Source organism: Nocardia flavorosea NBRC 108225 (assembly GCF_001613385.1).
Classification (GTDB): Bacteria; Actinomycetota; Actinomycetes; order Mycobacteriales; family Mycobacteriaceae; genus Nocardia; species Nocardia flavorosea.
Genome location: NZ_BDCG01000018.1, coordinates 169,389 through 187,812 on the forward strand (window position 1 = coordinate 169,389; position 18,424 = coordinate 187,812).

Here is an 18,424-nt window from a genome sequence, read left to right on the forward strand (position 1 = left end):
CGGTACGTGGGCACCCGGACGTGTGCATACCGTCCACCCACAGGTGTTCCCGGTGAATGTCCCAGCCCTTCCTCAGGAACGCCTCGTAGGCTGTCGAGCGTGACGGTGTTGTGTTCGCTTCCTTCGGTCCGCCAGGCGCGGTCCAGAGTGCTGATGCTGGTTCTCGCGCTGGGACTGACCACCTTCGGGGCAGGTTGCAGCGATACCCGGGAATCGGCGGCCGAGGCGGACGGTACCGAACCCCTCGGTATCGGTAACGAGGTCACGGTGCCGATCGCCGCGGCGCAGGTGAACGTGGTGGATTCCGGTAGCGAACCCCGTTCACTGCTGCGTCCCTCCTACTACGACGGCACGATCCAGGCGGTCACCCTGCGTACCGACCACCACATCCAGCAGCAGATCGATGCCCAGCAGGTCCGCGACTTCTCCAGTCCCGCGCTCACCATTCCGATGACCGCCACGGCGGATTCGAACGGGGTGGCTCTGACCCTCGGCGAGGTCACCACCCCCGATCCGGCGCTGTCGGAGGCGCTCACCGCGGCCGACGGTTCGCATGCCGGACTGGAGATGAGCGAACTCGGCGGTATCACCGCGCTGCGTCTGGCGCCCTCGCCCGAAACGTCGAATTCGGCGCGGGTTGCGCTGGAACAGGCCTTCTATCAGGCGGTATACCGGTCCATCACATTCCCCGACGAACCGGTCGGCGTGGGCGCGGTATGGCAGGTACAGCAGACGGTCGGCGGCGGGGTCGATCTGGACCAGGTCACCACGGCCACGCTCGTGGACCGGGACGGGGGCCGGCTGTACATCCGGCTCGACGTCACCCAGACACCACAATCGAGTATCTGGGATCTGCCGAATGCGGCCGGCACCCTCGATATCGAGGATTACACGATGCAGGGCAGCGGCGAGATCACCGTCGATCTGGGGCTGCCGCTGCCGGTTGCCGGATCGATCACCATCGGCGGGCACCAGTTCTACCGCAATCCGCGGAACGCGACCGAGCTGCGGCAGGTCATCGAGACGAACGTGAGCTGGGGCGACTGATCCGGGCCGGATTGTGTCGGACACCGGCGATCGGTGCGGCAGGGGCCTAAGCTCGCAGTATCCGACCATTCGATCCGAGACCGGAGGTCTTGTGATGGCTGATGTCTCCCCGATCCCCGAAGGGTATCCCACCATTTCGCCCGGTCTTGCGATCGCCGGCGCCACCGATGCGGTCGAATTCTACAAACGTGTTTTCGGCGCTACCGAGCGGATGCGTATCCCCGGGCCGGACGGCACGGTGATGCACTGCGAGCTGCTCATCGGCAACTCCGTGCTGATGCTCGGTGATCCGGCGCCCGATATGGCCTTCCGGGATCCGCATTCCATCGGCGGTACGCCGGTCAACCTGTACGTGTACGTCGCGGATATGGATGCCGCCTACGCCGTCGCGCTGGCGGGCGGCGCCACCGAGATCAGCGCTCCGGAGACCCAGTTCTACGGCGACCGCACCGGTTCGTTCGTCGACCCGTGGGGACATCAGTGGACGGTCGCCACCCATGTGGAAGATATCGAGCCGGAAGAAATGCAGCGGCGTATGGACCAGCTCGGAACGTGACCCCGGCACCGTTGCCGACCGGATAACCGGACCCGCCCCCGCCGCTCGGTACCGATGATTACCATGATCGGGTCGATGTAGCGGGAAAGGTCGGGCGGATGCGGGTGCTGGCCGTGGACGACGAGCCGCCGGCGCTGGACGAGCTGCTGTATCTCCTCCGCGCCGACACCGCGGTGACCGAACTCCACGGCGCCGCCGATGCGACCGGCGCGTTGCGGATACTGCGCGCGCACGGCGCCGATGTGGTGTTCCTCGATATCAATATGCCGGGCCTGGACGGTATGGAACTGGCGGGGGTCCTCGCCGAATTCGCCGATCCACCGGCCGTTGTTTTCGTCACCGCCCACGAAGACCATGCGGTGGCGGCATTCGACCTCGGCGCGGTGGACTATCTTCTCAAACCGGTGCGACAGGTTCGGCTCGGCGCCGCCTTGCGGCGGGTTGCCGACCGGCGCGCCCGCACCGGTCCGGAGCCCGCGCCGGCCGGGAACAACGAGGTGATCCCGGTGGAACTCGGTGGTGTGACCACGCTGGTGCACCGGTCCCAGGTGAGCTGGGTGGAGGCCGAGGGCGATTACGCGCGGCTGCATACCGATACCGGTTCGCACCTGGTGCGGATCCCGCTGTCGGCATTACAGGACCGCTGGCGGGACGGCTTCCTGCGGGTGCACCGGTCGTATCTGGTAGCACTGGACCGGGTCACCGGCCTGCGCACGGTCGGCGCAGCAACCCGGGTCTGCCTGCGCGGTGCCGCGCAGGTGGAACTGCCGGTGAGCCGGCGGCAGGTCCGCGAACTCAAACAGCGGCTGGTACAGGGCCCGCATCCGGACCGACGATGATCGGCCCGCCGCCCAGAGGCCCGCGCGAGCGGGTGGTACTCGCCGAACGACGCGGCGCGCGGCGGGTACGCACGCGGGTGGAGGTCGCCGAGCAGACCGAGATCGGGGCGGCGCTGATCGGCGGCCTGATCCGCGCGCAACTCGGGCTGGCACTGAGTTGCGCGCTGGTGACGGCCCTGCTTCTTGCTGCACTGCCACTGCTGTTCCGGGTGACCGCGGTCGCCGAGACGGTGGTGCTCGGGATCCGGTTACCGTGGCTGCTGCTGGGCGGGGCGGCGTATCCGCTGCTGTGGTCGACCGGCCGGATCTATGTGCGGCTCGCCGAACGCAATGAGCACGATTTCCTCGAACTCACCGGGGATTGAGGACGGTGCCGGGACCGACGACAGCCGGCGGCGCTACAGATATGTGGGGCCGCGGACCTCGTTCGTGTTCCGTGCGCGACTACCGCCCCGGTAGTTGTGCGCGCCCAGGTCCGCGACGGGCGGAGCGTCGAGCAACCGGTTCCCCGGCCCGGCGTTCCCGTACGGGCACGGTGCCGGTGCTGCGGCGGTGTGCCGTGCGGGCCGCGCAGCAATTCCACAGGTACCGCGGGGTACCTGGACCGCTTTCGGCCCCCGGTGCGGGGATCGTGCTCCGGTTGCTGTGCCGCGAGGTCATGGCGTTGCCGCCGGTCGCGCGGAATTCGTGCCGCACGTTCGGGCCGGTGTGCGAACACCGGTCCGGCGGCCGCGCCGCCGCCAGGGCATGGTGGCGCGGGCGCCCTCGCGGTTCGCACTGGGAACCAGCCGCATCTGCTCGAACGGGCAGCGGCTCGCGCGGAGGCCGTCGTGCCAGGCCTGGGCCGGCACACCGCCGAGGCGCAGACGCCGGCTGCTGCCGGGCGTGCGGAATCGGTGGGTCCAGGGTTCGACCGGCGATGCCCGGCAGCCCGGATCGGCGTCGCACCGGTCCCGCCGGTGGTTTCCGGCCGCCGGGATCGGCGCGGGTCTCACGCCGATCCCTTCGCCGGTCGCCGGGTGGCGCCGGATGTCCTGGTGCCCGGGGTGCAGGGGAGCTGCGGTGAATTCGTCCGGTCTCACGGTGGCCGCGTTGCTGGCGGCGGCCGTCGCGACAGTGACCCTCGGCGTGTACGGGGTGCGCTGGGCGCGTACCACCTCCGATTTCCTGGTGGCCTCGCGCAGTGTCGGCCCGCGGTGGAATGCCGCCGCGGTATCGGGCGAGTATCTCTCGGCCGCATCGTTTCTCGGTGTGGCGGGTCTGATCGCCAAGTACGGTGCCGACGCCCTCTGGTACCCGGTGGGATTCACGGCGGGCTACCTGGCGTTACTGCTGTTCGTGGCGGCGCCGCTGCGACGGTCCGGCGCCTACACCGTCCCGGATTTCGCCGAGTTCCGGTTGGGTTCACCGCGGGCCCGCCGGTTCGCCGCCCTGGTGGTGGTGCTGGTGTGCGCGGTCTATGTGATCCCGCAATTCCAGGGCGCCGGTTTGACCCTGCGCATTCTGCTCGGGGTGCCGGGGTGGGTCGGTGCGGTGGCGGTCGCCGGGATCGTGGTGGCGAATGTGGTCGGCGGTGGGATGCGTTCGATCACCCTCGTCCAGGCGTTTCAATACTGGCTGAAACTGACCGCGGTGGCGTTACCCGCTCTCGTTCTGCTGGGGCATTTCTTCGGTAGCGGTGCGGATGAACGCGAGATCGGTGCGGCGGCGCCGCCGACGGTCGGCGAACGTACCACGGTGGAGGTGACGACCCCGGTCCTGGTGCAGTTACCGGCGCCGCAGTGGGTCGCGGTGCACGGGGAACTCGATGACCGTCCGGTGGACGGACCGGTGCTGCTCACCGCGGGCACCCATGAGCTGGCGCGCGATACCCGGCTCGTCCTCGAACCGGGCTCGGCGGTGCCGGTGGTGGCGGGTGCGCCGGCCGACGGTGCGCACTGGTTGCGGCCGGGCGGGGGGTTCGCCGGGCCCCATCCGCAGTACCAGGTGTACTCGCTGATGATCGCGACCTTCCTGGGCACTATGGGGCTTCCGCACGTCCTGGTCCGCTTCTACACCAATCGTGACGGCCGGGCCGCGCGCGCCACCGCGCTGACGGTGATCGCGATGGTCGGGGTGTTCTACCTGTTCCCGGTGCTGCTCGGGGTTTTCGCCCGCCTCTACGTACCGCAATTGCTGATCACCGGGACCTCCGATGCCGCGGTTCTGCTGCTGCCGTCCTCGGCGCTGGCCGGATTGCCGGGGCAGTTGCTGGCCGCTCTGGTTGCGGCAGGGGCGATGGCCGCGTTCTTGTCGACCTCCTCGGGGCTGGTGGTGAGCATCGCGGGGGTACTGAGCACGGATGTGCTGCGCGGGCGGATCCGGGACTTCCGGGTGGCGGCGCTGGCCGCGGGCGCGGTTCCGCTGGCGTTATCGCTGTCGGTCGTTTCACTCGACCTGTCGCGCACCGTGGGGCTGGCCTTCTCGCTCGCGGCATCCACCCTGTGCCCGCTGCTGGTACTGGGGATCTGGTGGCGTGGGCTCACCGCGGCGGGTGCGGTGGCGGGACTGGTGGCCGGTGGTGTCGTGGCGGGCGGGGCGACGGTGATCTCGGTATTCGGCGGTGTCTCTCCGGATCTGGCCGGCGGGTGGCCCGCCGCGATATTCGGCTATCCCGCGGCGGTCGCGGTACCGCTGGCGTTCGGGACGATGGTGCTGGTCAGCCGGTTCACCGCGAAACCCGCGGAACTGGGCCGGGTTTTCGTCCGGATGCACGCGCCGGAGCGGCTCGGTATGGGCGCCGACCGTGAGCCGGGAAAACGCTCGGATCGCTGAACCGACGCGGGGCGAACCGGAGTTCGGGCCCGACCGCTCATCGCGTCTCAGCGACCATTCACCGCACAGTCACCTACCTTCACCGAGTGACCGCCGTCACATCTGTTGCCGCCACGCCGGACTCGCTAGCTTCAGTTCAGGTAACACACATCACATTGCGAGGACTCGGCATGACCGATACGGATCTCGACGAAGGTGGCGGGCAGTCCACAGCGCCCCCCGATTTCGTCGCAGTACAAGCCAGCCCGGAGTTCAATGAACTCCGTAATCGGCTGCGTCGCTTCATTTTCCCCATGGCCGGCCTGTTCCTGCTCTGGTACCTCGGCTATGTGCTGCTCGGTGCGTACGCACACGATTTCATGGGTACCGAGGTGATCGGCGAGATCAATATCGGGCTGCTGCTCGGCCTGGGACAGTTCGTCTCGACCTTCCTCATCACCGGTCTCTACGTCCGGTTCGCCAACCGGGAACTGGACCCGCGTGCGGCTGCGCTGCTCGCCGAACTGGAAGGAAGCGGGTCGTGACCATGCTGTACGCCGCCGAAGGCGCGGTCGGCAATCCCGCGGCCAATATCGGTATCTTCGCCCTGTTCGTCGTCGTCACGATGATCGTGGTGTTCTGGGCCGGCCGCAACACCTCCGGCGCGACCGACTATTTCACCGGCGGCCGCGGATTCACCGGCCCGCAGAACGGGGTCGCCATCGCCGGCGACTATCTTTCCGCCGCAAGCTTCCTGGGGATCGCCGGGGCCATCGCGGTCTACGGGTACGACGGATTCCTGTACTCGATCGGCTTCCTGGTGGCCTGGCTGGTGGCCCTGCTACTGGTGGCCGAAATGCTGCGCAACACCGGCAAATTCACCATGGCCGATGTACTGAGCTTCCGGTTGCAGCAGCGCCCGGTCCGGACCGCGGCCGCGATCACGACGCTGGCGGTATCGCTGTTCTATCTGCTCGCGCAGATGGCCGGTGCGGGCGGCCTGGTGGCGTTGCTGCTGAACGTATCGAGTGAGGCCGGGCAGGCCGTGGTGATCGCCGTGGTCGGTGTGCTGATGATCGTCTACGTACTGGTCGGCGGGATGAAGGGCACCACTTGGGTGCAGATCATCAAGGCGGTCCTGCTGATCGCGGGCGCGGGCCTGATGACCGTGATGGTGCTGGCGAAATTCGGATTCAACCCATCCGACATCCTGAGCGGGGCCCAGAGTGCGATCACCGGATCCACCGACCCGAAGGTCGCCGCCCGCGATGTGCTGGCGCCCGGCGCCCAATACGGCGGCAGCGAGATGTCGAAGCTGAACTTCCTGTCGCTGGGTCTTGCCCTGGTACTCGGCACCGCGGGCCTGCCGCATGTGCTGATGCGCTTCTACACGGTGCCGACCGCGAAGGAAGCACGTCGCTCGGTGGTCTGGGCGATCGGCCTGATCGGCGCCTTCTACCTGTTCACCCTCGTTCTGGGTTACGGTGCGGCGGCCCTGGTCGGCCCCGATCGCATCCTGTCCGCGGCCGGTGGACAGAATGCGGCGGCTCCGCTGCTGGCCTTCGAACTGGGTGGGGTGATCCTGCTCGGCGTGATCTCCGCGGTGGCCTTCGCGACCATTCTCGCGGTGGTCGCCGGGCTCACCATCACCGCATCGGCCTCGTTCGCGCACGATATCTACGCCAATGTCATCCGCCGTGGAAAAGTGGACGACAACGCCCAGGTGCGGGTCTCCCGGATCACCGCGGTGGTGATCGGCGTGCTGGCCATCGGGCTGGGCATCCTGGCCAACGGGCAGAACATCGCATTCCTGGTGGCGCTGGCCTTCGCGGTCGCCGCCTCGGCCAATCTGCCGACCATCCTGTACTCGCTGTTCTGGCGCCGCTTCAACACCCGGGGTGCACTGTTCAGCATGTACGGCGGGCTGATCTCCACGATCGTGCTCATCGTGTTCTCCCCGGCGGTATCCGGATCGGCGAGTGCCATGCTCCCGAGTATGGATTTCGACTGGTTCCCGCTGTCGAATCCGGGCATCGTCTCCATCCCGCTGGCCTTCGTGCTCGGTGTGGTGGGGACCTATCTGGGCGGTAACGACGAGGATCCGGCCAAGGCCGCGGAAATGGAAGTCAGGGCATTGACCGGCGTCGGCGCAGAAAAGGCCGTCGCGCACTGATACCGGGACCCGGATGCCGTGCCGGCGGCATCCGGGCGATTTCCGGTTGCCGAGGGCCGGTCCCCGTTCTGTGAGGGTGAACGGGGCCCGGCCTTGCGCCGTGTTCAGGGCCGGATTCCGGCGCGGAACTTCGGCACCCGCATACTCACCTTCGTCCCCGCCCCCGGCGCCGTATCCACTACCAGCCCGTAGTCGTTGCCGAACGCTGCACGTAACCGATCGTCCACGTTGGCCAGCCCGATGTGTGGTGCCTCGCGCATATCTCCGGCGGCATCCAGTGTTCCGGACCGCAGAACCTCCGGATCCATTCCGGCGCCGTCGTCTTCTACGCTGATCAGGCAGTCGGTGCCGGCATCGAGCGCTTCGATGGTCACCGTTCCGCCCCCGGGCCGTCCCGCCAGCCCGTGCCGCACCGCGTTCTCCACCAGCGGCTGTAACGCGAGGAACGGCAGCGTCACCCCCAGCACTTCCGGCGCGATCCGCAACCGTACCTGCAGCGCCCGCCCGAACCGGGCGCGTTCCAGCTCCAGATACCGTTCGATATTGCTGAGTTCGTCGGCCAGTACGGTGTATTCACCGGCGGCCCGGAACGAATAGCGGGTGAAATCGGCGAAATCCAGGATGAGCTCGCGGGCCCGCCCGGGATCGGTGCGGACGAACGAGGCGATGGTGTTGAGTGCGTTGTAGATGAAATGCGGGCTGATCTGTGCTCGTAGCGCCCGCACTTCCGCGCGGTCCAGCCGGGCACGGGAGGCATCGAGTTCGGCCAGTTCCAGCTGACCGCACGCGTAGCGGGCGACCTCGGCCAGCGCGCCGAGGGTACCGGGCCCCGGCCGGGCCGAGGTGACCATCCCCAGCACGCCCGCCACGGCGTCGCTGTCGGTGAGCAGCGGCTGGGCCACCAGGGTGCGGCCCGGATGCTCGGGATCGGGCAGGTGGACCAGTACCGGCCGCCGCCCCGCGATGGCTTCGCGGACGGCCGCGGTGAACTTCTCCTCCGAGACGTGATGTGCGCCGTCCCATGCCAGGAGTTCCCCGTCGGGATCGGCCACTCCGAGCCCCTCGGCGCCGACGAGTGCCCGCAGATGCGGGACGGCATCGAGGGCCGAGGTGGCAGTGAGCCCGCGGCGCAACGACCGGGCTGCCAGCGAAGCAGTGTGCAGTGCCGCGTGCACCGCGCGTTCCGCGGGCGTGGTGACCATCCGGCGCGGCCGGGCCCAGACCAGCAGGGCCACCGCGAGCAACGCCGCGGAAGCACAGATCGCGACGACGGTCGCGGCCATTCGGCCACCTTCTCTCGCACGGGCCGGGCGCCGCGGGGCACAACACGTTGTGCCGGCGCGACCCCCATCCTCACCGGTTCGCAGCGGCCGCGCATACGCCGGCCTGAAGACCCCGGCCGGCTCGCCGGCCGGGGCCGGTCATCGTCTCACGCTTCCCGCAGCAACCGCCATTGCTGCGGGAAACCTTCTCCGGAGGCGATAACCGGCCCGGGCCGGCGAGGCGGCACACGAGGGGATCGGTGAGCGGGAGAGTAGGGGCGGCCGGGAGCGGCCACCGGCCGGTCGTGACCGGTACGCTTCGCGCTATCGGGGGCCGCCGCTCACCCCCGGTACTCGGTGACGGTGAAGTCCACCGAACCGGGTTCGGGTACATGTGCCGCGCCGACCGTGATGGTCGCGGTGAACCGGCCCACACCCGGATGGAACAGCGCGGAGCGCCCGTCGTTCATCCAGTGTCCCGGCCCGTTCGCCGTCTGCGTGACCGATCCGGTGGCACCGGTATCGAGATTGCGCCAGTTCAGGGTCACCGGCAGGGCGCACGGGCCGACGCCGAACATGATGGTCGAGACGGTGAATGCCGCGTGCTCGGGGTAGGCGTCGCCGGTGACGGAGGCGTCGAGCTGGGCGACGCAGGCGCCCTGGGCGAGTGAATAGACGGGCTGGAACGAGCCGCCGTCCGCCGCCGCGGGTGCCGCGGTGGCCGTGAGCGCTCCCACCGTCAGCGCCGTCGCGGCCGCTGGGAGGGCGAACGCCGTGGTACGTGCTGTCATCGTTCACCTCGCTGGGTCGTTCGTGGGCTTGCGGGGTCGATCCTCGGGGTCCGGGCTGTTGTGGTGCAGGCGGACCTCCGAACCTCCGGTTGATCCGATCGTGACGCGGCCCGACCCTACCAGCGTCCGGCCCGGCCGGTGGCCGATTCGGCGGCGCCGCAAGGTCACCGGGGAAGCGACACGCCGGTTCCCGCCTGGCACGCCGATCCGGGGGCGAAGCTGTCGGTGCGTACGCATAAACTCGCTACACCAACCCCCGCCGAGCCACTGGGAGGAAGGACAGATCTTGGCCTCGTCCGGATTCGTTCATCTGCACAACCACACCGAGTACTCGATGCTCGATGGTGCCGCCAAGATCTCGCCGCTGTTCGCCGAGGCCGATCGCCTCGGTATGACCGCGGTCGGGATGACCGACCACGGCAATATGTACGGCGCCGCGGAGTTCTACAACTCGGCGAAGAAGGCCGGGATCAAACCCATCATCGGGATCGAGGCCTATATCGCGCCCGGTTCCCGGTTCGACACCAAACGTATCCAATGGGGCGATCCGAGCCAGAAGAGCGACGATGTCTCGGGCTCGGGTGCCTACACCCATATGACCATGGTCGCCGAGAACGCGACCGGCCTGCGCAACCTGTTCAAGCTGTCCTCGCTGGCCAGTATCGAGGGCCAGCTCGGTAAATGGGCGCGGATGGACGAGGAGCTCATCGCCACGTATGCCGAGGGCATCATCGCCACCACCGGCTGCCCGTCCGGCGAGGTGCAGACCCGGTTGCGGCTCGGGCACGACCGTGAGGCGCTCGAGGCCGCCGCCAAGTGGCAGGAGATCTTCGGCAAGGACAACTTCTTCCTCGAGCTGATGGACCACGGCCTGTCCATCGAGACGCGGGTTCGCTCCGGCCTGATCGAGATCGGCAAGAAGCTGGGTATCCCGCCGCTGGCCACCAACGACTGCCATTACGTGCACGAATCCGATTCGACCAATCACGAAGCGCTGCTGTGCATCCAGACCGGTAAGACGCTGTCGGATCCCAATCGGTTCAAATTCGGCGGTAGCGGCTACTTCCTGAAGTCGGCTGCGGAGATGCGGAAACTCTGGGATGACGAAGTGCCCGGGGCCTGCGACAACACGGTGCTGATCGGCGAACGCGTCGAATCCTATGAGGAGATCTGGACCCACCGCGACCGGATGCCCAAATTCCCGGTTCCAGAGGGGGAGACCGAGGGATCGTGGCTGCGCAAGGAGGTCGCGCGGGGGCTCGAGTACCGCTTCCCGGACGGCGTTCCGCAGAAGTATCTCGACCAGGCCGATTACGAAATCGGCGTTATTCTGGAGATGGGCTTCCCGGCCTACTTCCTGGTCGTCGGCGATCTGATCAATCATGCTCGCGAGGTCGGTATCCGGGTCGGCCCCGGTCGTGGTTCGGCGGCCGGTTCGCTGGTCGCCTACGCGCTCAAAATCACCAATATCGATCCGCTACCGCACGGTCTGCTGTTCGAACGGTTCCTCAACCCCGAGCGCGTATCGATGCCCGATATCGATATCGACTTCGACGATCGCCGCCGCGGTGAGATGGTCCGCTACGCCACCGAGAAGTGGGGGAGCGACCGGGTCGCCCAGGTCATCACCTTCGGCACCATCAAGACCAAGGCGGCCATCAAGGATTCCGCCCGAGTGTTGTTCGGGCAGCCGGGTTTCGCGATCGCCGACCAGATCACCAAGGCGCTCCCGCCGCCGATCATGGCCAAGGACATCTCGGTTGCCGGGATCACCGATCCCGAACACGAGCGCTACAAAGAGGCCGCCGAGGTCCGTACGCTCATCGAGTCCAATCCGGATATCGCCAAGATCTACGACACCGCGAAGGGCCTGGAGGGCCTGATCCGCAACGCGGGCGTGCACGCCTGCGCGGTGATCATGTCCTCGGAGCCGCTCACCGACGCCATCCCGGTGTGGAAACGGGCTCAGGACGGCGCCATCATCACCGGCTGGGACTATCCGTCCTGCGAGGCCATCGGCCTGCTGAAGATGGACTTCCTGGGCCTGCGCAACCTCACGGTGCTCGGCGACGCCATCCACAACGCCAAATCCAACCGCGGTGTCGATGTCGATCTGGATTCGCTGCCGCTGGACGATACGAAGACCTTCGAACTGCTCGCCCGCGGCGACACCCTGGGCGTGTTCCAGCTCGACGGTGGGCCGATGCGCGATCTGCTGCGCCGTATGCAGCCCACTGCCTTCGAGGACATCGTGGCCGTCGGCGCGCTGTATCGCCCCGGCCCGATGGGCATGAACGCGCACAACGACTACGCCGACCGCAAGAACGGGCGCCAAGAGGTCAAACCGATCCACCCGGAGCTCGAGGAACCGCTGAGCGAGATCCTCGGCGAAACCTATGGTCTGATCGTCTACCAAGAGCAGATCATGCACGTCGCCCAGAAAGTGGCCGGATACTCGCTCGGACGAGCCGATATCCTGCGCCGCGCGATGGGTAAGAAGAAGGCCGAGGTCCTCGCGCAAGAGTTCGAGGGTTTCGAGAAGGGTATGCAGGAGAACGGTTTCTCCAAGGCCGCCATCAAGGCGCTGTGGGACACCATTCTGCCGTTCGCCGGATACGCGTTCAACAAATCGCATGCCGCCGCCTACGGCCTGGTGTCGTACTGGACCGCCTACTTCAAGGCCAACTATCCCGCGGAGTACATGGCCGCGCTGCTCACCAGCGTCGGTGACGACAAGGACAAGGCCGCGGTCTACCTGGCGGACTGCCGGCGCCTCGGGATCACGGTGCTGCCGCCGGATGTCAACGAGTCCGAGCACAACTTCACCTCGGTCGGCAAGGACATCCGCTTCGGTATGGGTGCGGTCCGCAACGTCGGTACCAATGTGGTGTCGTCGATCATCTCGGCGCGTGCGGAGAAATCCAAGTTCACCGATTTCTCCGACTACCTGAACAAGATCGATGCTGTGGCGTGCACCAAGAAGGTCACCGAATCACTGATCAAGGCCGGTGCTTTCGACGACCTGGGGCATCCCCGCAAGGGGCTCATGCTCGTGCATTCCGATGCCATCGACGCGGTGATGTCCACCAAGAAGGCCGAGGCCATCGGCCAGTTCGACCTTTTCGGCGGTATGGGCGAAGAGGGCGAGGAATCCATATCCTCGGTTTTCGATGTGAAGGTGCCCGACGAGGAATGGGATAGCAAACACCGGCTCGCGCTGGAACGGGAGATGCTCGGCCTCTACGTATCCGGTCATCCGCTCAACGGAATCGACCATGTACTCGCCGCCGCGGCCGATACGCAGATCCCGGCGATTCTCGAGGGCGATATCAAGGACGGTACCCAGGTGACCGTCGGCGGCATCCTGGCCTCGGTGAACCGCCGGATCAACAAGAACGGCCTGGCCTGGGCCTCGGCGCAGCTCGAGGATCTCACCGGTGGTATCGAGGTGCTGTTCTTCCCGCAGGCCTACTCGGTCTACGGTATGGACGTGGTGGAGGACGCGGTGGTGCTGGTGAAGGCCCGGGTCTCCATGCGCGACGACCGTATCTCGCTTATCGCCAACGATCTCGCCGTCCCGGATCTGTCCGCGATCGGGGTGGCGAAACCACTGGCGGTGACGATTTCCACCCGGATGTGCACCCGGGACAAGATCAGCGAGTTGAAGCGGGTGCTCTCCCGGCACCCGGGCACCTCGGATGTGCACGTGCGGCACGTGGGCGCCCGGGAAAAGACCACCCTGCTCAAACTCGACGACAGTCTCCGGGTCGAACCGTCGTCGGCCCTCATGGGAGACCTGAAAGCCCTCCTCGGTCCCGGCTGCCTGACCTGATCGGCGCGGGCTGCGGGCCGGCTTGCAGGAATCCCGAGGCGGATCCACGGTCCGCGCCGCGGTGTAGTCGTCACCGTGGACGTCGCGGCGAGTGTGGCCCGGTCGAGGCCGCACCCGTGGGGCGGCGCGCTTTGCCGTGCCTGCCGAGGTGGTAGCGGCGAGATTTGTGCCGGTTCGGTGCGTCGACCGCATGCGACCCCGGGCCAGGCGGGGCGCGTACAACGGCAGCCCGGGCTCAGTACCCGAGCCGGCACGTATTGTCTCGGGGCAAGGCCGCGCGGGCGAGGGCGCGTCGCTGTGCGGCTGCGCCGCCGACCGGTTGCGCTGATCCGGCGGCGGTGCCGAGAACGGTTAGTGCGGGGCTGCGGCGTCGAGTGCGGCGGCCACCTGGTCGGCCACCCTGGCGACGGCGGGCCGGGACGCGGCCGGTTCACGCGGCCGTGGCAACTCCGAGCGATTGGGAGTCGATGAACGCGGGCCCCTGACCCTTGAAGACCTCCAGATCGCGGATCTCGAAACCACCGGCCCGGATGATGGCGGCGATATCGCGGTTCAGATGGCAGCCGCCGGCGATTCGCTGCTGGAGCGGGTCGAGCCGGTGCTGCCAGCGCTGGACCTTCGGGTCCGGGGCGAGTCCGTGTTCGACGAAATGCAGGGTGCCGCCGGGCACCAGGACACGACGCAATTCGGCGAGGGCGGCGTCGATATCGGGGATGGTGCACATGGTCCAGGTCGACAGCGCGGTATCGAAACTGTTCTCGGGGAACGGTAGCCGCTGACCGTCCAGACCGGCCCGTTCGACCGGCACCCGGGCCTGCGCCAGCCGCGCGGCCGCGAGTTTCCACCCCAGGTCGGCCGGTTCCACGGCGCTCACCGAAGTGACAGTCGCCGGGTAGTACGGCACGTTCAGACCGGACCCGAAACCCAGCTCGATCACCCGGCCCGACAGCCCCGAGCACACTCGCTCGCGCAGCGGCTCGTTCGCTTTCATCCCGCAGGCAACATTGACCAAACGGGGTACGAAACGATCGCGGTAGATTCCCACGTCCTCCACTCTGGCACCCGGCATGATCGAACGCCATGGGTGAATACCCGGAACCGCTATCCTGAGGCCGAGTCAGGGAGGTCGGTCATGCCCATCAGATTCCGTAAACGCACACCCTTCGGACCGCTGAAGTTCAATTTCACCCAGTCGGGTATGTCCTCGTGGGGGATGAAGATCGGCCCGTGGTCGTGGAACTCCCGGACGAAGAAGAACAGCATCGACCTACCCGGTCCGCTGAGCTGGCGGCAACGCTGAGCTGCGACAGAACGCCGAGCCTCTACAGCACCTGATCGAGGAAGCGGCGCAGCCGGGGGGTTTCGGCATCGTCGAAGAGAGCTTCGGGCCGGCCGGATTCCACGACCTGGCCGGCGTCCATGAACACCACATGGTCGGAAACGCTGCGCGCGAAACCCATTTCGTGGGTCACGACGATCATCGACATCCCGCCCGCGGCCAGATCCGCCATCACCGCGAGGATGCCCTTGACCAGTTCCGGGTCCAGGGCGGAGGTGGCCTCGTCGAAGAACATGATGTCGGGTTTCATGGCCAGCGCCCGCGCGATCGCCACCCGTTGTTGCTGGCCGCCGGAGAGGTTGGCGGGCCGGGAATCGGCTTTACCGGCCAGCCCCACCACCTCGAGCTGTTCCATGGCCAGTGCGCGCGATTTCTCCTTGGTCAGCCCGCGTAGTTTGCGCGGGCCCAGCGCGATATTGTCGGCGACCGTCCGGTGCGGGAACAGGTTGAACTGCTGGAACACCATCCCGATGCGCTGGCGGAGGCGGTCGGGATGCTCGGCCAGTACGGATTTGCCGTCGAGCAGGATATCGCCGGAATCCGGTTCGTAGAGCCGGTTGAGGACCCGCAGCAGGGTGGATTTACCCGATCCGGAGGGCCCGATCACGGTGGTCGTCCGGCCCGCCTCCACGTGGATGTCCACGCCGCGCAGGATCTGGTTGTTACCCAGCCGCAGATGCAATCCGGTACCGGTCAGTGCGGAACTCATCGCCTATCCTCGCCCTTCCGTGATGGTCTGCTGTTCGACCGGGTCGATCGGCTGGTCGGGGCGCCCGGTGCGCATCCGGTGGTCGATGTAATTCACCAGATGGGTCAGCGGAATGGTCAGCAGCAGGTAGACGAGACCGGCCGCGACCAGCGGGGACAGGTTCCCGGTCTGCGCGTTCAGGTCGCGGCCGACCGCGAACAGTTCGCGCTGGGTCGCCAGCAGGCCCAGGAAGTAGATCAGTGAGGAATCCTTGATCAAGGCGATGAACTGGTTCATCAGGGCGGGCAGCACCCGGCGCACACCCTGCGGGATCACCACCAGCGTCATTGCCTGCCGGTAACCGAAGCCGATCGCGCGGGCCGCCTCCAGCTGGCCGGGCTCCACCGACTGGATGCCGGATCGGAAGATCTCACCGATATAGGCCGAGGCGAGCAGGGCCAGCGCCACCGCGCCCAGCCAGTAGGGGTTGTTACCGGTGATCCCGCTGGCGACCGGTCCGATACCGAGCCCGATGATCAAGATGATCACCACCGCGGGCAGCCCGCGGAAGATATCGGTGTAGATCCGGGCCGGCCAGCGCAGCCAGCGGGTGCGGGCGATCCCCGCGACCGCCAGCAGCATGCCGATGACGGTGCCCAGGATCCCGGAGACGACCGCGAGGATCAGGGTGTTGGGCAGCCCGGTCTTGAACAGCTCCGGGAACGCCTGCTTGTACAGCGACCAGTCGAAGAAGGTGTCGCGCAACTGTTCCAGCGTCGATTTCGGGGCCTGTTCGGAGCGTTGCTGCGGTTCGCGTTCGGCGGCGAGCGCCGCGAAATCCGGAAGATCCGGAGCGGGCGCGGCCTTGGACCCCGGTTTCCATCCGGGTGGCGGTTCCCGGGGCACCCAGTCGCTGTACAGGCGAGCGTAGGTTCCGTCGGCGATCACCGCGTCCAGGCCGGCGTTGAGGGCGTCGATCAGCGGCTGGTTGTTCTTCGCGACCGCCCACGCCGCGAAATTGTCCAGGCTGAACGAATTCTCCACCACCGAGGTGGCATCACCCGGTGCGATCGCGCCGTCGGCCTGCGCGGACGGGGCGATCCAGGCGTCCACCTGGCCGGTTTTCACATTCGCGTAGGCGGTGTTGTAGTCGGGGAATTCGACCGGGTCCAGGCCGAGCTCGTTCACCACGTACTCGTCCTGAACGGTGCCCTGCACCACCGCGACCCGCGACCCCGGGCCCAGATCGCCGAATCCGCCGACCGGACTTCCGTCCTTCACCACCAGCGAGTGGTAGCCGAAGTCGTAGCCGTTGGTGAAACCGACCTGCTCGCGCCGCGCATCGGTGGTGGTGATGTTGGACGACCCGGCATCGAAACGTTTACCGGCGACCTGGGCCAGCAGACCGGCGAACTCGGTTCCGGAGAACTTCACCTGCAACCCGAGTTTCGCCGCCACCGCACGCAGCAGCTCGTTGTCGAAACCGGTGAACGAACCGGCGGAGTTCACGCAGATACTCGGCGGCGCGTCCGAGAGTGTGCCGACGCTCAGCACCCCGGGCTCGATCAGGCCCAGCCGGGAGATGTCCACCGATTCGACGGGCATGGTGGACGGGGTGGTGAACCGGTCCTCGGATCCGCCGGCGGGCGCGCTCAGTTTCTCCGGTGCCGCCGACGCCGCCTCGGGGCCGGGTGGGGCGCACAGATCACGGGCGGCGGTTTCACCGCCGTTGCCGCTACCGCAGGCCGTCGCGAGCAGCGCGACGGCGAGCAGTAGCGCCGCGAACAGCGCACGGGACAGTCTGGCCATGATCGACAACCCTAAACCCCGGTCTACCCGGGATCGGACACCCCTGGTCGGATGTCCACGGCCGTGCCGTGATGCTCCGTAGCCGGATGAGCAGGCATTTCCGGGCGTCGCCGGTGAAATCGGCTCAGCCCGAGCCGAATCGCAGCCGACCGGCGTTACCGCCCGTCGCGGACTCCCACCCGCTGACCGCAGGATTGGCTCGTCCAGCCGCCGGATCGGCTCGCCCGGGACTCGCGCCGGGCCGCCACCGTGGACAGCCACGGGGCAAGCCAGGGCGAGTTGGCCGCCGACGCGCCGCCGTCGGCCCCGAGACATCGCCGTGCAACTGGGAGCCGTTGCAGGTACAAGGGGGCAGTACCTCCTGGTCTCGATCGGTTCAGGGCTGCATCCAGCGGCGGTCGTGGCCCGGACCCTGAGCGGTACGTGGTGCCGGTCCAACGCAGCGTGGCGTGCACTCCGTCTCCCGGCGGTAAAGGTATCCAGTGAATGCGCGATCTGCGCGACCGTGTGAGCCGAAGGGACGACTCCGCGGGAGCGGGTGCAGGCGCTGCGAGGAATGCGCGTCAGGATGGCACCGGCCGCGTTCCGGGCTTCATGGATGTACTCCCGCCGACTCGGGGCCGGGCAGCGGGGAGGTTCCGCGGTGCCGGTCCGGTCGTTAGGGTTGGTGCGGCAGGGCGGAGGCCGGTACCGGGCCGTAAGCGGCGCGGTGGCAGCAGGATCGATCGGTACGGGGAAGCTCCATGAGGATTTCGGCCGGTACGCCCGGATGGTATGACGCGTGTACGCGGGATGAGCGCGCCGATACGGTCGTCCTGGCGGCGTCGCGGTGGCGCTGGTCGGTGGTGTGGTCGGGTGTGGCGGCCGTGGGGGTGGTGCTCGCCGTCTGCGGGCTGGTGAGCGGTGTCCTGCCCGTGGCATGGCCGGTGACCGCTGTGCCGCGGGCGGCGCTCGGGGTGGCGCTGGCGGCGCTGCTGATCGATCTGGCCGTACTCGTACCGAACTGTGTGGCCTGGTTGCGGGTGGAACAGGTGTTCTCGGGCCGGGCGCCGGACGAGGTGGTGCGGCCGTTCCGGTGGATGCGCTGGGTACCGACTTCTCTGGTGTCGCTGTTCGGCACCGTCGCCATGCTCATCGCGGGTGTTCATCCGCTCGCCGTCCTGGGGGAGCACGGTCTCGGTGGGTTGTCGTTTCTCGACTGGCTGACCGCGGTGGTGGCGGTGCTGTGTGTGCTGTGCGGTCTGTCGACCATGTGGTTGAAGGTGATCCTGCGGCCGGTTCGTACCGGCCCGTGA

At 67.6% G+C, this 18,424-nt stretch carries 15 protein-coding genes; 10 read left to right on the forward strand and 5 right to left on the reverse strand.

The window, feature by feature from the left end:
* Positions 1 to 99 precede the first annotated feature (99 nt).
* From NFL01S_RS24620 to NFL01S_RS24650, 7 genes are all read left to right on the forward strand, one after another.
* Positions 100 to 1,047 carry a hypothetical protein gene (locus NFL01S_RS24620; RefSeq protein ID WP_307615826.1) on the forward strand — a complete coding sequence of 316 codons (948 nt, stop codon included), beginning with the start codon at positions 100 to 102 and terminating at the stop codon, positions 1,045 to 1,047.
* A gap of 94 nt (positions 1,048 to 1,141) precedes the next feature.
* Positions 1,142 to 1,603: a VOC family protein gene (locus NFL01S_RS24625; RefSeq protein WP_062978664.1), complete on the forward strand. Its 462-nt coding sequence runs from the start codon at positions 1,142 to 1,144 to the stop codon at positions 1,601 to 1,603.
* 98 nt (positions 1,604 to 1,701) lie between these two features.
* Positions 1,702 to 2,442, forward strand: a complete 741-nt coding sequence (locus tag NFL01S_RS24630; protein ID WP_062978665.1) for a LytR/AlgR family response regulator transcription factor — start codon at positions 1,702 to 1,704, stop codon at positions 2,440 to 2,442.
* Positions 2,439 to 2,807 (forward strand): hypothetical protein, encoded by a 369-nt coding sequence (locus NFL01S_RS24635; RefSeq protein WP_062978666.1) that lies wholly within the window; start codon positions 2,439 to 2,441, stop codon positions 2,805 to 2,807. Before NFL01S_RS24630 ends, NFL01S_RS24635 begins: the two co-directional genes overlap by 4 nt.
* 697 nt (positions 2,808 to 3,504) lie before the next feature.
* A complete protein-coding gene (locus tag NFL01S_RS24640; RefSeq protein WP_245670858.1) occupies positions 3,505 to 5,256 on the forward strand; it encodes a sodium/solute symporter in 1,752 nt (583 codons plus the stop codon).
* Between the two features lie 170 nt (positions 5,257 to 5,426).
* On the forward strand, positions 5,427 to 5,780 hold the full coding sequence (locus tag NFL01S_RS24645) for a DUF485 domain-containing protein (RefSeq protein WP_062978667.1): 354 nt from the start codon (positions 5,427 to 5,429) through the stop codon (positions 5,778 to 5,780).
* Positions 5,781 to 5,782: 2 nt separating this feature from the next.
* Positions 5,783 to 7,408, forward strand: a complete 1,626-nt coding sequence (locus NFL01S_RS24650; RefSeq protein WP_157116913.1) for a monocarboxylic acid transporter — start codon at positions 5,783 to 5,785, stop codon at positions 7,406 to 7,408.
* Positions 7,409 to 7,512: 104 nt separating this feature from the next.
* Here the strand turns inward: NFL01S_RS24650 and NFL01S_RS24655 are convergent, their stop codons facing one another.
* Entirely contained in the window at positions 7,513 to 8,691 is a 1,179-nt protein-coding gene (locus NFL01S_RS24655) for a sensor histidine kinase (RefSeq protein ID WP_062978669.1), read from the reverse strand.
* Positions 8,692 to 9,011: 320 nt separating this feature from the next.
* Positions 9,012 to 9,461 carry a hypothetical protein gene (locus NFL01S_RS24660; RefSeq protein ID WP_062978670.1) on the reverse strand — a complete coding sequence of 150 codons (450 nt, stop codon included), beginning with the start codon at positions 9,459 to 9,461 and terminating at the stop codon, positions 9,012 to 9,014.
* 286 nt (positions 9,462 to 9,747) lie between these two features.
* Between NFL01S_RS24660 and dnaE the strand changes: the two genes are divergently transcribed.
* Entirely contained in the window at positions 9,748 to 13,293 is a 3,546-nt protein-coding gene (gene dnaE, locus NFL01S_RS24665; RefSeq protein ID WP_210744955.1) for a DNA polymerase III subunit alpha, read from the forward strand.
* Positions 13,294 to 13,723: 430 nt separating this feature from the next.
* Here dnaE and NFL01S_RS24670 read toward each other — a convergent pair whose 3' ends face one another.
* Entirely contained in the window at positions 13,724 to 14,338 is a 615-nt protein-coding gene (locus tag NFL01S_RS24670; RefSeq protein ID WP_062978801.1) for a class I SAM-dependent methyltransferase, read from the reverse strand.
* 87 nt (positions 14,339 to 14,425) lie between these two features.
* On the opposite strand from NFL01S_RS24670, the gene NFL01S_RS34750 reads away from it, so the two are divergent.
* Positions 14,426 to 14,593 carry a DUF4236 domain-containing protein gene (locus NFL01S_RS34750; RefSeq protein ID WP_084493217.1) on the forward strand — a complete coding sequence of 56 codons (168 nt, stop codon included), beginning with the start codon at positions 14,426 to 14,428 and terminating at the stop codon, positions 14,591 to 14,593.
* A 22-nt stretch (positions 14,594 to 14,615) separates the two neighbouring features.
* Here NFL01S_RS34750 and NFL01S_RS24675 read toward each other — a convergent pair whose 3' ends face one another.
* Both NFL01S_RS24675 and NFL01S_RS24680 read right to left on the reverse strand, forming a co-directional pair.
* On the reverse strand, positions 14,616 to 15,341 hold the full coding sequence (locus tag NFL01S_RS24675; RefSeq protein WP_062978671.1) for an amino acid ABC transporter ATP-binding protein: 726 nt from the start codon (positions 15,339 to 15,341) through the stop codon (positions 14,616 to 14,618).
* A gap of 3 nt (positions 15,342 to 15,344) precedes the next feature.
* Positions 15,345 to 17,129 (reverse strand): ABC transporter substrate-binding protein/permease, encoded by a 1,785-nt coding sequence (locus NFL01S_RS24680; protein WP_062978672.1) that lies wholly within the window; start codon positions 17,127 to 17,129, stop codon positions 15,345 to 15,347.
* 743 nt (positions 17,130 to 17,872) lie between these two features.
* Between NFL01S_RS24680 and NFL01S_RS37365 the strand changes: the two genes are divergently transcribed.
* Positions 17,873 to 18,424, forward strand: coding sequence for a hypothetical protein (locus tag NFL01S_RS37365; RefSeq protein ID WP_062978673.1), 552 nt, complete (start codon positions 17,873 to 17,875; stop codon positions 18,422 to 18,424).

Bases quoted from the DNA above. Each gene is read 5' to 3' on its own strand.
- NFL01S_RS37365 (WP_062978673.1), top strand. From the start codon at position 17,873: ATGAGGATTTCGGCCGGTACGCCCGGATGGTATGACGCGTGTACGCGG.
- NFL01S_RS24660 (WP_062978670.1), bottom strand. From the start codon at position 9,461: ATGACAGCACGTACCACGGCGTTCGCCCTCCCAGCGGCCGCGACGGCG.
- NFL01S_RS24675 (WP_062978671.1), bottom strand. From the start codon at position 15,341: ATGAGTTCCGCACTGACCGGTACCGGATTGCATCTGCGGCTGGGTAAC.
- NFL01S_RS24625 (WP_062978664.1), top strand. From the start codon at position 1,142: ATGGCTGATGTCTCCCCGATCCCCGAAGGGTATCCCACCATTTCGCCC.
- NFL01S_RS24680 (WP_062978672.1), bottom strand. From the start codon at position 17,129: ATGGCCAGACTGTCCCGTGCGCTGTTCGCGGCGCTACTGCTCGCCGTC.
- NFL01S_RS34750 (WP_084493217.1), top strand. From the start codon at position 14,426: ATGCCCATCAGATTCCGTAAACGCACACCCTTCGGACCGCTGAAGTTC.
- NFL01S_RS24655 (WP_062978669.1), bottom strand. From the start codon at position 8,691: ATGGCCGCGACCGTCGTCGCGATCTGTGCTTCCGCGGCGTTGCTCGCG.
- NFL01S_RS24645 (WP_062978667.1), top strand. From the start codon at position 5,427: ATGACCGATACGGATCTCGACGAAGGTGGCGGGCAGTCCACAGCGCCC.
- NFL01S_RS24635 (WP_062978666.1), top strand. From the start codon at position 2,439: ATGATCGGCCCGCCGCCCAGAGGCCCGCGCGAGCGGGTGGTACTCGCC.
- NFL01S_RS24630 (WP_062978665.1), top strand. From the start codon at position 1,702: ATGCGGGTGCTGGCCGTGGACGACGAGCCGCCGGCGCTGGACGAGCTG.
- NFL01S_RS24650 (WP_157116913.1), top strand. From the start codon at position 5,783: ATGCTGTACGCCGCCGAAGGCGCGGTCGGCAATCCCGCGGCCAATATC.